Source organism: Clostridium boliviensis (genome assembly GCF_033342255.1).
GTDB classification, from domain to species: domain Bacteria; phylum Bacillota; class Clostridia; order Lachnospirales; family Lachnospiraceae; genus Lacrimispora; species Lacrimispora boliviensis.
On the sequence record NZ_JAWONS010000216.1, the window covers coordinates 1 to 12,866 of the forward strand.

At 42.6% G+C, this 12,866-nt stretch carries 11 protein-coding genes; 4 read left to right on the forward strand and 7 right to left on the reverse strand.

What is annotated here, in order from left to right:
• Positions 1–459: 459 nt before the first annotated feature.
• The 4 genes from RZO55_RS12595 to RZO55_RS12610 form a co-directional block, all read right to left on the reverse strand.
• Positions 460–1,191, reverse strand: a complete 732-nt coding sequence (locus RZO55_RS12595; protein WP_318064635.1) for a C40 family peptidase — start codon at positions 1,189–1,191, stop codon at positions 460–462.
• Positions 1,192–1,323: 132 nt separating this feature from the next.
• Positions 1,324–2,016, reverse strand: coding sequence for a C40 family peptidase (locus RZO55_RS12600; protein WP_318064636.1), 693 nt, complete (start codon positions 2,014–2,016; stop codon positions 1,324–1,326).
• Between the two features lie 195 nt (positions 2,017–2,211).
• Positions 2,212–2,685, reverse strand: coding sequence for a DUF1700 domain-containing protein (locus tag RZO55_RS12605; RefSeq protein WP_318064637.1), 474 nt, complete (start codon positions 2,683–2,685; stop codon positions 2,212–2,214).
• A gap of 110 nt (positions 2,686–2,795) precedes the next feature.
• A complete protein-coding gene (locus tag RZO55_RS12610) occupies positions 2,796–4,733 on the reverse strand; it encodes a fructose-1,6-bisphosphatase (RefSeq protein WP_318064638.1) in 1,938 nt (645 codons plus the stop codon).
• Between the two features lie 155 nt (positions 4,734–4,888).
• Here RZO55_RS12610 and RZO55_RS12615 point away from each other — a divergent pair, with 155 nt between their 5' ends.
• The 4 genes from RZO55_RS12615 (at position 4,889) to RZO55_RS12630 (ending at position 9,159) form a co-directional block, all read left to right on the forward strand.
• Positions 4,889–5,695, forward strand: a complete 807-nt coding sequence (locus RZO55_RS12615; RefSeq protein ID WP_318064639.1) for an MBL fold metallo-hydrolase — start codon at positions 4,889–4,891, stop codon at positions 5,693–5,695.
• Positions 5,696–5,775: 80 nt separating this feature from the next.
• Positions 5,776–6,069 (forward strand): hypothetical protein, encoded by a 294-nt coding sequence (locus RZO55_RS12620; RefSeq protein WP_318064640.1) that lies wholly within the window; start codon positions 5,776–5,778, stop codon positions 6,067–6,069.
• Between the two features lie 229 nt (positions 6,070–6,298).
• Positions 6,299–7,468: a M23 family metallopeptidase gene (locus tag RZO55_RS12625; protein WP_318064641.1), complete on the forward strand. Its 1,170-nt coding sequence runs from the start codon at positions 6,299–6,301 to the stop codon at positions 7,466–7,468.
• Between the two features lie 158 nt (positions 7,469–7,626).
• Positions 7,627–9,159, forward strand: a complete 1,533-nt coding sequence (locus tag RZO55_RS12630; protein ID WP_318064642.1) for a GH39 family glycosyl hydrolase — start codon at positions 7,627–7,629, stop codon at positions 9,157–9,159.
• Here RZO55_RS12630 and RZO55_RS12635 read toward each other — a convergent pair.
• From RZO55_RS12635 to RZO55_RS12645, 3 genes are all read right to left on the reverse strand, one after another.
• The gene (locus RZO55_RS12635; RefSeq protein WP_318064643.1) at positions 9,134–10,039 is read right to left on the reverse strand and encodes a carbohydrate ABC transporter permease; all 906 of its coding nucleotides are present in this window, start codon (positions 10,037–10,039) and stop codon (positions 9,134–9,136) included. The genes RZO55_RS12630 and RZO55_RS12635 overlap by 26 nt on opposite strands.
• Positions 10,040–10,050: 11 nt before the next feature.
• Positions 10,051–10,986, reverse strand: coding sequence for an ABC transporter permease (locus RZO55_RS12640; RefSeq protein ID WP_318064644.1), 936 nt, complete (start codon positions 10,984–10,986; stop codon positions 10,051–10,053).
• A 69-nt stretch (positions 10,987–11,055) separates the two neighbouring features.
• Positions 11,056–12,741: a type 2 periplasmic-binding domain-containing protein gene (locus RZO55_RS12645; RefSeq protein WP_318064645.1), complete on the reverse strand. Its 1,686-nt coding sequence runs from the start codon at positions 12,739–12,741 to the stop codon at positions 11,056–11,058.
• Between the last annotated feature and the right edge of the window lie 125 nt (positions 12,742–12,866).

A 12,866-nucleotide genomic window follows, 5' to 3' on the forward strand; every position in this document is an offset into this window, starting at 1 on the left:
CTGATTGTTGTTCTGGCTGTTATTCTGATTGTTGTTCTGGCTTGATGTGTTATAATTCCTTGTAGAATTATTCATATCATTGTAGCTGTCATTATAATTATTCTTTGACATAATCATACCTCCTGTGGGTGTTTTTTGTTACATGGTGTAGTATGGCGAAATACGGACAGATTATACTTAAATTTTTATTTAAAAAATTCTGAATTTTTCAGGTTTCAACTAAAAATCTTTGCATTTTTACATAGCCTATATTATAATTTAATTGAGGAATATTATTCCTCATCCTTATTAATTATTTATACTCCCCTCAGAAGCAGCCGAATAGCTCCCCTATTACGGCTGTTTCTCTTTGACAAGAAAACTATGTATTGTATATAACACCCTTAACTAAAAGACCTCCGGCAATCCCATGCCGAAGGTCTTATATCCCTTTCCAAAATCCGGTAATCCGCTATTTAATTAATCGCCAAGTATATTGACAATTTTTACAGGTGCCCGATAATTCCACGGGGAAGTCTTAATACCTGTACTGTAGGTTGAAGAATGTACTACTTGTCCATTCCCGATATACATCGCAACATGATTGATAGAGCTTCCTCTTCCATAAAAAATCAGGTCACCGGGACGCATCTGATCTGCACTGACTGCTCTTCCCTGTGATGCCTGTCCTCCTGAAGAACGGTTGATCGCAACACCTGCTGCATGCTGCATGACATATCTTGTAAATCCGGAGCAATCTACTCCTGTATGAGGATCACTGCCACCATAGGAATAACGTCCTCCTACGAACTGCAGTGCATAGTTAACAATACTTTGTCTGAAATTAACGGTTGATTCCGCCTGAGCTTTTTCTTCCAGTTCTTTTAATGTCGCTTCGTCGGTTGCAGTTACAGTGGCACTTTCATCCACCGGCAAATAGCCATATGTATCATTCACTTTAACCTTTAAAAAACCATCGCCCATGTCTTCCACAACTTCAAAGGCGGTTCCTTTAGAAGCGTTCATTAATGGTTCTGTACCTTCTTCATCTTTACTGATTGTAACCTGATCTGAATTTACGGTTACCATATAATTTCCAAAACTTAATCCTGGGCCGGATACCTCATCTGCTCTTACATCTGAAGGAACTGCAACAATCATAGTTCCACAAAAAGCCATAAGTCCTAACGTTTTCCATACTTTGTTTATCATCGGGAAATTTACTCCTATTTTTACTTTTTGAGTTTCAAATGTTACGTAAATATTAATTTCATTACGGTTATTATACATTTACTTTATCTTTTCGTCAAGTATTATTTAAAAATGCACGAATTTAAAATTATATCAGTTCAAAACACTGACAAATTTCACAGGTTTGCGATACATGACGTTTGTTACGATAATTCCTGTTTTTTCGGTGGATGCATGAACGACTTTTCCCTCTCCCAGATACAATGCTACATGATTGATGGACCCGTTCTTACTATAAAACACCAGATCTCCGGGACGTGCCTGATCGTAACTTATTAATTTTCCTTCTCCTGCCTGTGACCTTGCGCTGTGAACCAGATCCACATCAGCAGATTTCTTCAGAACATATCTGGTAAAACCGGAACAATCCACACCAGTATTCGGGTTCACTCCGCCGTACACATAACGTCCGCCGACAAACTGAAGGGCGTAGTCTGCAACCTCTTTACGTTCAAGAGCAGACTTGTCCACCTTTTCCTGGGTCTTTTCAATCAGTGTGGCAGAATCACTCCGTATGTATCCGTCACCCTCTGGCACTTTTATCTTCAGCCAGCCGTTATCAGCCGTTTCCATCACTTCACAGGTCTGCCCCTCGAAAGCAGCCGCTACAACTGCTCCACTATCCTCAGCAGTCAATCTGACCGATTCAGGCTTGTCCAATCTGGCATAGAGTGTTGTACTGGTTTCCACTGTGATTTCCGCAGCTTTCGCCTCTGTCTGATAGTTAAAGTTTAAGGAAGTTAGAAACCCTAAAAGTACCATGGCCTTCCACATTCTGAATTTCATATCGAATCTCCTGTCTGCGTATGATTGCTGTCCTCGCAAATATTTGACTTAAATATTACATAATTGTTACATTTCGAATTATATCCTTTCATTCAGCATTTGTCAAGCAAAAACGGCATTTATGACCATCAATGGTCATAAACGCCGTTACATTTTTGTAATATATGGAGATTATTTTGTTACATATTCGTGACATTATCGCCTTAAACCTCTTATAAACCAGTAAATCAGTCCGATTAAAAGCAAAGGTCCCATCAGAGGCATAAGAAGGCTGAAAATACCGGTGACAATTGTGGCTGTGAGAAAGAAAAAGAGGATAATTGTAATAATACCCAAAAGCTTCCAGTACCACTTGCTCAGATCAATATAATGCATTCCACGTCTTTTCTGTCCCGGCTCCTCATATATATTCTCATCGGCTCCGGTAAAAGAGCGGTAAAAAGAGCCGGTGCTGCTGCTTTCCTTTCCGTTCTCATTCGCCTCTATAATTGTCTTGGCAATCAATCTGGGGTCTCCGATCGCTGCAGTCACAGTTTCCTCCGAAGAGCCTTTTAAGACCTCTCCACGGATGTATTCTTCATAATATCTGATATTTTCTTCCACTACGTTGCCGGGAACTTCTCCTGTCAGGGCATCCCTTAAACGCTGTAAAAATTCCTGTCTGCTCATCTGAGCCTCCTTCAATTAAGTAAACAACCTTCAACTATTCTATCATTTGACAGGGGTTCAGTAAAGAAATCTTATCTGAAAAAATTCTAAATTTTTCATAATGTACCCGACTACTCTACCCGTTCTTTTATGACTCCCTCCCTGTACGCTGCAACCAGCTCCTTTAAATCCTCGATACTTTCGGCAAGTTCTGTACCCTTATCCGTGTCTGCAACCATCATACGGCGTTTCATATTCTCAACTACCGACACCTTTGGTGTGCTCTCCTTCTCCGGATCAAAAGGCTTATGCTCTGCCAAAGCAAGGTGGTTTGAATTATAGATCAGGGTATAACCTGCGATACCCGTCTTTGCCTGATACGCTTTTGAAAGTCCTCCATCGATCAGGAACAGTCTCCCTCCTGCTTTAACCGGAGATTCCCCTTCTTTAATTTTTACCGGTACATGACCATTTATGATATGGGAACTTTCCCCGGAAAGGCCGAATTCCTCCAATATCTTTTTGCAGTATTCTTCCTTCACACTCAGACGGTAATATGGATTCATCGGTTCCGTGCGGGTCTGCGGATCTTCTATAAAATAGTGCTCAAAGGTAGTCATTTTCCCTTTTCCATATACCGGAGACTTGGCACCGCACCACAAATACCACATAAAATCTCTGGCATCCGCGCTTTCAGCCGTATGTTCCGGAAGAAAATAGGCATTCTGTATCTTGTTATCAACATAATCCATAAGCGCTTTCCCGGAATAGGCCGCGCCTTCCATGAAAAGTTCTTCGAAGGTACCGTCTTCCCGCATGGGAATGCAGCCGTGATAGAGAAGATTGGAATTATAGCATTTGTACATACTTCCATGAGAATAGAGAAAACGGACATGGCGGTGAAGCAGTTCATTATGCAGAAAGGAAAGCTGCAGCGCCCGTAAAAGCTCCTCTTCCTCTTCATTCAGCGCCAGCGGATCAGCTGGATCAACGGTGGGGAAAGAAGTATCAAGAAGAGGATATTCTTTTCCCTCCACTACAACCGTTCCCCGCTTATAGTCAATGGATTCCAATAAAATCCTGTCATCCATTTCATATTCTGTATGCCGCTTAATAATCTGTCCTTCCACTTTAAACTGAATGACAGCAATAGCTTTATGCATCTTGGCAGCCAGCCCCGGATCCACGGCATCGTAGATATTTTTATCAAGAATCTGCGGCGTAAAACGCTCACAGGGATCCTTGCGGTATACTTTGGCTGCAAACATGGAAAGTGGTCTTAAATTAATCCCATAGCCATCTTCCAGTACATCAAAGCTGTTGTAGCTGATGGCGATTCTTAATACATTACAGATACATGCCAGATTTCCGGTTGCCGCTCCCATCCAGGATATATCATGGTTCCCCCACTGGATATCCACATCGTGGAACTGCAGCAGTTCATTCATAATCATATCAGCTCTTGGACCACGATCAAAAATATCTCCAATGATATGAAGGCAGTCAATGGTTAAATTCTGAATCAGCTCACAAAGTGCTATGATAAATTTATCTCCGATCCGGATATCAATAATGGATCTGATGATTTCGCTGTAGTATACCCGTTTGTTGTCATCATTATAATCCACATGAAGAAGTTCATCTATTATATAAGCAAATTCTGCAGGCATCTTTTTTCTGACCTTGGATCTGGTATATTTGGATGATACCACCTTGCAGATCTGTACCAGACGGTAAATCGTCACTCTCTGCCAATCGTCATCTGCCTCTCCGCTAAGCTCCAGCTGATTCATAATACGGTCCGGATAGTAAATTAAGTTGGATAGTTCTACCTCCTCCTTTTCCGGCAGGATATGACTGAAGGTTTCCGAAATCTTTTCCCGAATCACACCGGAGGCACTTTTTAACAGGTGAATAAAAGCCTCATGTTCCCCATGCAGGTCACTGAAAAAATACTCTGTTCCCTTGGGAAGTCCCTGAATTGCAGTCAGGTTAATAATCTCACTGGAAGCAGCCCGTATGGTGGGATATTCCCTTGCCATAAGCTTTAAATAAGCCAAATCTTTCATAAATACAATCTCCCTTTTTGGGCACTATTGCAACCCTATGAATTTTATAGTATCATAAAAAACGACAATTTTAAACCCCTTTCACCTGACGTCCTTTCAAGCCGCCAGGCTTTACACACGAAAGAGGAAACAAACGCAGCAAAAAGGAGACACCTATGGAAGAATTATATGTTTTCGGAACCGGAAATGCCGCCGCTACCAGATGCTACAATACCTGCTTTGCCATCAAAAAAGAGGAAGATTACTTCATGGTAGATGCAGGGGGCGGAAACGGTATCCTTTCAGTATTAGATACCATGAATGTGGATCTGTCCCATATCCACCACATATTTGCAACACATGAACATACCGACCATATACTGGGCATTATCTGGATGGTGCGGTCAACCGGCACCAGAATTAAATCCGGGAATTACGAAGGGGATTTAAATATTTACTGCCATAAAAATCTGGTTTCTGTAATTGATACACTCTGCCGGCTGACTTTGCAGAAGAAATTTTATGATCTGATTGGAAAAAGAATTCACTTAATTCCGGTTGCAGATGGAGAAACCAGGTCAATTCTTGGATTGGACATCACATTTTTCGATATCCATTCCACCAAAGCAGAGCAATATGGATTCACCACAGTGTTAAGCAATAAAAAACGCTTATCCTTTTGCGGCGATGAGCCCTATAACCCCGAATATTCCAGTTTTGTTGCCAATAGCAGCTGGCTGCTCCACGAAACCTTCTGTCTCTGCAGGGACCGGGAAATATTTAAGCCTTACGAAAAGCATCACAGTACAGTTACCGATGCATGCCGGATTGCCAAAGATTTGGATGCAGAGCATTTAATTTTGTGGCACACAGAGGACAAACATTTAGAAAACAGGAAGATGCTTTATGTCAGTGAGGGCAGCCCAATCTTTTCCGGTGAACTTCTGGTTCCCAATGACAGGGAAATCATTCAGCTTTCCTGACAAAAAGCATAAAATAAACTCACGCTCGTCCCCGGTGCTGCATATGATATAACAATAGAATAAGCAAAGGAGTTTCTCATATGTTTTACCCGGGCGGCTTTACCCCCTACCGTGACGTTGACTGCAGAGACCTGGCTGTTTTCTATGAGGCCACCAGGGAATTACGAGGCACTACCTACAAGCCCTATCTGGTGGCAACACAGGAAGCCAGGGGCGTCAACTTCCGATTTATCTGCAACTCCACGATTATGACCAGACCTCCCCAAAATGCGATCACTATGGTATGCATTTTTAAACCCTTTTGCAAAGAACACGATAAGGCCAGGGCGGTTGTGACAAGTATCTGTAAAATGGGATGCTACAATTGTTATTAAAATATAAATCGGAACGGTTTTTACACCGTCCCGATTTTTTAATAATGGGCTGTGACCCTGTTTGTCAACACTATGTACATTATATTGTACGTTTCTACTTCATATTGATTCTTAACTGATCTTTTCCGTCATAAACTCAGCTCCTGACGCATATCATATATGGGAAAGCCAAAAAAAGCTGCTTTCCCTTTTCACATGCATCTTTCATGGAACGGCAAGGAGAATTCTTATGAACCCATTCAAAAAGAGTTTTACATCTTTCCCAGTCACACGGCATCATCTCATTATTTACATAGAAGCAATCATTCTTACGTTTCTTTTAGTTTCCCTGTTTTTTATGTCACCTGGAGGCAGATTCTCATTTCCAGTGGTAAATCAGGACGGAAAGGCCAGCTCCTCGGAAGCTAAAAAGTTTATTAAATGGGTGGATTTTAACGTAACTGCGAAAGCAATGCAGGAAGCTTTCCGTTATGATATCAACACCTGCCAGTCTGATATTCATCTTAACTGGGTGGATTTACTTTCCTATCTGGGAGCCAGATATGGAGGAGACTTCTCCAGATATTCCAGCAAAGATTTAGATGCACTGGCCGAACAGCTTCTTTCAGGAAAAACTATGGAGGAACTGACGGGCAAACTAAAGTATTATACCTATTACAGGGAAGCCTACGGAGCGGTGCTTGACGGTCTGGTCGGGCAATATGAGATCCAGATTCCATCTGAAAATGCTCCCCTTTACGCCACTCCGGATCTGCTGGCGGACGGTTCCGTTAATCCGGATAAGGTCTGGGTAACCAAATACGGTTTAAAAGGCTATTGCCCCATTGCCAAAGGATTTCCCTACAATGATTTTGACGATTTCGGAACCGCAAGATCCTATGGGTTCAAGCGCCAGCATCTGGGCCATGATATGATGGGGCAGGTCGGTACTCCTGTAATTGCAGTGGAAAGCGGTTACGTAGAGGCCATAGGCTGGAACCAGTACGGCGGCTGGAGACTGGGTATCCGCAGCTTCGACGGAAAACGCTATTACTATTACGCTCATTTGAGAAAAAATTATCCCTATCATAAATCATTAAAGCAGGGCAGCATTGTAAAATCTGGAGATGTTATCGGATATCTGGGCCGTACCGGCTACAGCAGAACAGAAAATACCAACAACATCAACCAGCCCCATCTCCATTTCGGACTTCAGCTGATCTTTGATGAGTCCCAGAAAGAAGGAAACAATGAGATCTGGGTGGATTGCTATGAACTGACTAAATTCCTGTCTATGAACCGTTCTGAAACAGTTAAGAACCAGGAAACCAAGGAATACAGCCGGGTCTATGACATGAAGGATCCCGGCATTCCCGAAAATTTCGTGGCTCCCCCTCCGCCTCCAGAAAAAGAGCAATAATGTCAATAAAAGCTTATTCTAACGTCTGTCTTCAGAACATGAATAGGCTTTTTATAATTATTTCCATTTTGTTCCAATTAAATAAATGATATAATACATAACAGTAACAGTTGCGGCACAGCCGAAAATAAAACCGGATTATGGGGAAGGGGATTTATATGGAAAAGCAAATTAGTTACAGGATCAATTCTGGAACAGAGTTCGCATTCCGCAATCACGCAGATTTTTGCATTGGGACCGGGCGAATGGGGTTATCCCTGCAGCAGCAATATCAGGAACAGCTAAAGCTGGTACAGGACCAGATTGGTTTCAGCTACATACGGGGGCACGGAATCTTTTGTGATGATATGGCAGTTTATCAGGAGTATACGGATGAAGCCGGCAATGTCAGAACAGAATATAATTTTACCTATTTGGATATGGTCATGGATGCTTACCAGAGTCTGAGAATCAAGCCGTTTTTAGAACTGGGATTCATGCCACAGAAGATGGCTTCGGGGGAGCAGACTGTATTTTACTGGAAAGGTAATGTGACGCCTCCAAAAAACTACCAGGCATGGTCAGATCTGGTACAGGCTGTTCTTTCTCACCTTATGGAACGCTATGGGAAGGAAGAAGTGGTAACCTGGCCGGTAGAGGTGTGGAACGAGCCAAACTTACCTGGTTTCTGGAAAAATGCCGACAAAGAAGAATATTTCCGTCTGTTTCAGAAAACTTTTGATGCAGTGAAAATGGTGGACAGCCGCTTTTTGGTAGGCGGTCCTGCAATCTGCGGAGTGGATGATGTCAACTGGCTGAAATCTTTCCTGGAATTCTGCCAGGAGCAGAATCTGAAACCTGAATTTATTACACGACACCATTACATGTTTGATAAGCCGGAACAATGCGGTCATTACAGCTACGGTGCTTTAAGGAATCCGTCGGCGGCTTTGGGCGAACTGAAAATATCCCGGGATATCATAGACAGCTTTGATTTATTTCAGGGCCTTCCCATGCATATTACAGAATTCAACACCTCCTACAGTCCTGACAGTCCGATTCACGATACTACAGTCAACGCTGCTTATGTAGCATGGCTTCTGTCACAGATGGGTGATCTATGCGAATCTTATTCTTACTGGACTTTCGGGGATATATTTGAGGAAAAAGGTGTACCCTTCACTCCGTTTCATGGCGGCTTTGGATTGGTTGCAAACGGAACTATCCCAAAGCCAACATTCTGGACTTTTGCCTTCTTTAAAACGCTTCAGGGCAGATGTGTCCACCGCTCCGACGAACTGGTTGTTGTGGAAAATGAGGACGGAAGCTATTGCGGCACAGCCTGGAATTTGTGCCTTGATCAGAAAAAAAGAATCCTGCTTAATATTACGCTTCCTGTAAAAGAGGATGGGGAATACTGTGTTCTGACAAAAACAGTCGATGAGTTTCACGGAAATCCCAGAAAGATATGGCATGATTTGGGAGAACCAGCCTGGCTCTCAAGAGAAGAAATACAGATACTTAAAGACGGCGCACAGCCTGCAATTCATACAGAGACCCATTTTGCCGATGCCTCCGGCATTTCGTTAAACATTAAGCTGGAACCATGGGCAGTGGTATGGTTCCAGCTTAAGAAAATTAATCGAAGATCTGACCGGGGATATGATTACCTGCGTGGGGAGAATCCTACCCCTTCACGCCTCCAATCGTAAGTCCGGTAACAAAATACCTCTGTAAGAACGGATAAAGGCAGACAATAGGCAGCATGGTGAGTATGGTGGCAGCAGAGCGTACCGAAGTGGGCGTTACGGCTGCCACCGCATTTTTCATGGATTCCACAGAATTACTTTGATTACTTACAGATGACAATAGCTTCATCAGTTCATACTGCAGTGTGGTCAGGTTTGAATTCATCCGATTGTAAAGCATGGCATCAAACCAGGAATTCCAATGTCCCACTGCACAGAATAATGCAATCGTAGCATATACCGGTTTACATAAAGGTGAGATAATTTTTGTAAATATAACCAGGTCTCCAGCTCCGTCTAACTGAGCCGACTCCTCCAGACTATCAGGAATCCCTACCATATATGTCCGGATCACCAGCATATTAAAGGCTCCTACCATTCCAGGAACTATATAAACCCAAAAGCTGTTGGTAAGGCCCAGGCCCTTATATAAAAGAAAGACAGGAATCATTCCACCGTTTACGTACATGGTAATAACCCAGAAAAAGGAGAGCTGACTCTTAAAAAGAAACCGTTTCCGGCTTACAATATAAGCCAGAAGGGCATTGGCAGCCAGTGCGGTAATGGTACCGATCACCGTCCTTGCAACACTTACATAAGCTCCTACCAGCAGATTCTTTTTATGAAGTACTGTAATATAATTCTGAAGAGTCCATTTTCTGGGCCATAAATACAGCCCTCCCCTCAGAGCATCAGTCCCGTCATTAAAGGCCAGGACCATCGTGTTCCAAACCGGATAAAGGGTAATGATAACAAATAGAACCATGAATATGGTATTAAGGAGAACAAATATCTTATTACCCAGTGAACTTTTCCTTTTCTGTAACATTCTATGTTTAATCATAACTGTCCCCCTTAGAATAAGCGTTCTTCGCCGGCCCGCTTTGCCATCTCATTTGCAATAAATATAATGGCAATACTTACCACGCTTTTAAATATACCTGCTGCAGTACCCAGGGAATAATCTCCCTGACTGATACCCCATTTCAAAACGTATATATCAATAGTCTGGGATACACTCTGCACCAGTCCGTTTCCTAACAAATACTGGACTTCGAAACCAGCATTTAAAACATTTCCTGCATTCATCAAAAGAAGTATAATAATCGTCGGCTTAATGCCTGGCAGCGTTATGTATTTGATTCTTGCCCACCTTCCTGCTCCGTCTATGGCCGCCGCTTCATAGAGAGATGTGTCTATGGCCGTGATAGATGCCAGGTAGATAATGGCATTCCAGCCCGTTTCTTTCCAGACATTGGCAAAGCCAACAATCCACCAGAAATACTTAGGATATGCAAAAAAATTCAGAGGTTCCTTTAACAGATGAAAACGAACCAGAAGATCATTGACTATCCCCGTCCCAGACAAAGCATCGTGCAATATGCCGGTAACAATAATCCAGGATAAGAAATGTGGAAGATATGAAATTGTCTGAACTACCTTTTTACCACCCTGTGACTTCACTTCGTTTAAGAGAATCGCAAATACAATTGCGGAGACCATGGTAGCAACTAAATTAATGACGCCCATAGCCAGCGTATTTCTGATGACATGGATAAACCCATCATCAAGAAACAGCTGCCGGAATTTTCCAAGCCCTATAAATTGTGAGTGGAAAAAACCTTCCTTGGGCTTATAGTTTTCAAATGCCATGAGCCAGCCTGCAAGGGGCAGATAACAGAATATAAATCCATAAATCACATAGCCTGCAGACAAAAGCAAGAGCACTCTCTGCTTCTTTATTTCTTTCCAATTGATACTTCCTTTTTTAACCTTTCCAACGGATGCCATGGTATCACTCCTTTGCTAAAAAACAGGCTGGCGCAGGTAATTATTATTGCACCGCCTGTTTTCTATTATTTATTTTGCTGCTGCTTCTTCTGCAATTTTAATTCTCCTGTCCACTTCCGGCTGTACTTCATCAAGAAACGCCTGTGGATTGCAGGTCTCATAAGCAGATAAATATTCATCCCAGCCAGCTTCAAAATCAGGCGCCATGACAACCTTCGGTAAATACTCATGTTTTAATTCTCTCATCTTAATCCATGCGGTTCCGCCGGGTGTTGCCGTAGTCATAGTTCCAACAAACGTATAAATAGGATACCATGGTCCAGGAATTTCATTTTGTCCTACCATATCTACATAGGTTTTGCAGCCATAGGACTCAAGGCATTCCTGTACATTCTTTGGAAGACTATCTAAGAACTCATTGGGCTGCAGCTCCGGTTTTGCTGCATTGATTCCATCCTGGCTCATCCCGGTCCAGATCGGGAAATAGGAATAAGGGCATAAATGAGATGCCTTGTATGCAGTATTGGTGACTTTCATACGAATCTCCGGTGTCCGGTAGAATAAACCATCCTGATCCACCAGATAATCCACATCCTTTTCTCCCCAGCTTCTGAGAGTGATGACTTCTTCACTTAACAGATCATCTACGAATTTTAAGGCTCCTCTGACATCTTTACAGCTTACGGTTATGGACAGACCGGAACCTACATTTAACGTATCTCCGGAGGTATGCCATCTGTTTTTTACTCCCTTGTCAATAGTAATCGGAAGGGGTACGTAATTACAGCCCTGTTCTTCCAGCCCCTGCTGCTTTATTGCATCATTAACGTGCCCATAAAAATCCCACCACTGGTCAATCATTCCAAGTACACGGCCTGTGGAAAGCTTTGCAATATATTCATCATAGATCTGAGTAAAGGATTCCGGATCAACGATTCCCTTTTTAAATTCTTCATTCAGCTTCTGGAAATAGCGTTTTGCCGTAGGTGTGGTATTGTAATCGATTACTTTCTTCGTCTCAGGATCTACAATACAGCTTCCATCATTGGCATATCCGTCCAGGAACAACGGAGCATTCTCAAGGCAGAAATATCTCCAGTCATCACACAAAATAGTGTATGGAATGTTCTTGGTTCCATCCTCCATGGTGGGATTGGCTTCCTGATAACGCTCGATTAAGTCAAAATATTCGTCCATGGTGGTGATCTTCGGATATCCTGCCCATTTTAATACACGGGTCTGAATCCAGAAGGCTTCATCGTTGTGAGTAGTCGCCATTTCCTTCCCATAGCTATTGCTAAACTGAGGAATCCAGTAGATATGTCCATCGTCCTGGCGAAGCTGATCCCATTCCAGATCGGTAAAGAAATTCTTGATATTAGGATAATCATCAATATAATCATCAAGCGGGACCAAAGCCCCTGCATCATAAAGCTGGCTGGTTCCGTCGCTGCCGCAGATAAAATCGGGATATTCCCCTCCTGCAATTAAGGTACCCACTGCTTCTTCAGCTGTCTGTCCGGTCAGCCAGGTTTCCTTCACTCTGGCTCCTGTAATCTCCGCAATGTGTTGCGCAATCTCATTGTCATCATTGATTTCGTCTCCCGGAACCGCAAAAAAAGCTGTAAATTCCTTTATTCCTCCATCCTCTTTTGATGAATTCCCATTCGCTGCCGTCCCCTTAGAGCAGCCTGAAAGAGTTCCTAAAATCATGGTGCCAATGACAAGCAGGGCTGTAAACTGTTTCCGTCTCAAACTCGTATCCTCCCTTTTCTTATTTATAGTAATAGTTTACTTCAATGGAGTGTTTTTACAACTGGTGAAAGCTTATCAAAATACAGGGGAAATTATAGAAGCTTATTACAGGATCATCCCTGTTT

Coding starts and splice junctions, on each gene's coding strand:
- RZO55_RS12610 (WP_318064638.1), bottom strand. CDS start 4,733: ATGAAAGATTTGGCTTATTTAAAGCTTATGGCAAGGGAATATCCCACC.
- RZO55_RS12620 (WP_318064640.1), top strand. CDS start 5,776: ATGTTTTACCCGGGCGGCTTTACCCCCTACCGTGACGTTGACTGCAGA.
- RZO55_RS12605 (WP_318064637.1), bottom strand. CDS start 2,685: ATGAGCAGACAGGAATTTTTACAGCGTTTAAGGGATGCCCTGACAGGA.
- RZO55_RS12640 (WP_318064644.1), bottom strand. CDS start 10,986: ATGGCATCCGTTGGAAAGGTTAAAAAAGGAAGTATCAATTGGAAAGAA.
- RZO55_RS12600 (WP_318064636.1), bottom strand. CDS start 2,016: ATGAAATTCAGAATGTGGAAGGCCATGGTACTTTTAGGGTTTCTAACT.
- RZO55_RS12595 (WP_318064635.1), bottom strand. CDS start 1,191: ATGATAAACAAAGTATGGAAAACGTTAGGACTTATGGCTTTTTGTGGA.
- RZO55_RS12615 (WP_318064639.1), top strand. CDS start 4,889: ATGGAAGAATTATATGTTTTCGGAACCGGAAATGCCGCCGCTACCAGA.
- RZO55_RS12630 (WP_318064642.1), top strand. CDS start 7,627: ATGGAAAAGCAAATTAGTTACAGGATCAATTCTGGAACAGAGTTCGCA.
- RZO55_RS12625 (WP_318064641.1), top strand. CDS start 6,299: ATGAACCCATTCAAAAAGAGTTTTACATCTTTCCCAGTCACACGGCAT.
- RZO55_RS12635 (WP_318064643.1), bottom strand. CDS start 10,039: ATGATTAAACATAGAATGTTACAGAAAAGGAAAAGTTCACTGGGTAAT.